This window comes from Sutterella massiliensis, assembly GCF_016899755.1.
Lineage (GTDB): Bacteria > Pseudomonadota > Gammaproteobacteria > Burkholderiales > Burkholderiaceae_F > Sutterella > Sutterella massiliensis.
In genome coordinates, this window is record NZ_JACJJC010000220.1 from 1 (window position 1) to 596 (window position 596).

The 596-nt window shown below is 62.2% G+C and carries 1 protein-coding gene; it reads right to left on the reverse strand.

The features are described from left to right. On the reverse strand, positions 1–596 hold a 596-nt coding region (locus H6A60_RS12260; RefSeq protein WP_205105030.1), incomplete at both ends, for a hypothetical protein.

Consider the following 596-nt stretch of genomic DNA (forward strand, 5'->3'; position numbering starts at 1 on the left):
GGCCACCGTGCTGCCGCTGTTGAGCGTGATGTTAGAGACGGCGCCCGAAACGGCGTCGGAGACATCGATCCGCGTGCCGGCGTTGGCAACAAGGCTCGAGCCGCGATTGAAGGCGTCGCCGTGCGCGTCAAGGTCGAACGTGACGTTGTTGAGTACGAGCGTGCCGTAAATGTTGGCGTCTTCAAAGGCGAGCGTGCCGCCCGAAGTCGATTCGAAGCTGACCTTGCCGGTGCCGCCGATGGTAAGACGGTTGCTGACCGTGGCGCCGCTTTCGATCGCGAAGCCGGCAGACGCACCGCTCCAAACGGCGATATTGCCCGTGAAGTTGGGTCCGGACAGAATATCGGCGTTCTCAAAGGAGACTTTGGCGCCCGAAGTCACGTAGATGTTGGTGAGCTCGCCGCCCGAGATCGCATTGCCGATCGTGCCGTTCGCTTCGCTCCCCGCAATCGTGAGCGTCGTCATACCGGCGAGTTCGACGGCACCGTGGCCGAGAGAGAGCTCGTCGCCGATCGTCACGCTGCCGCTGAACGTCCAGTCTGCGTTCAGGTTAGCGTTGGCGCCGTTGATGATCGCCGTACCGTTCACAGCAAGAT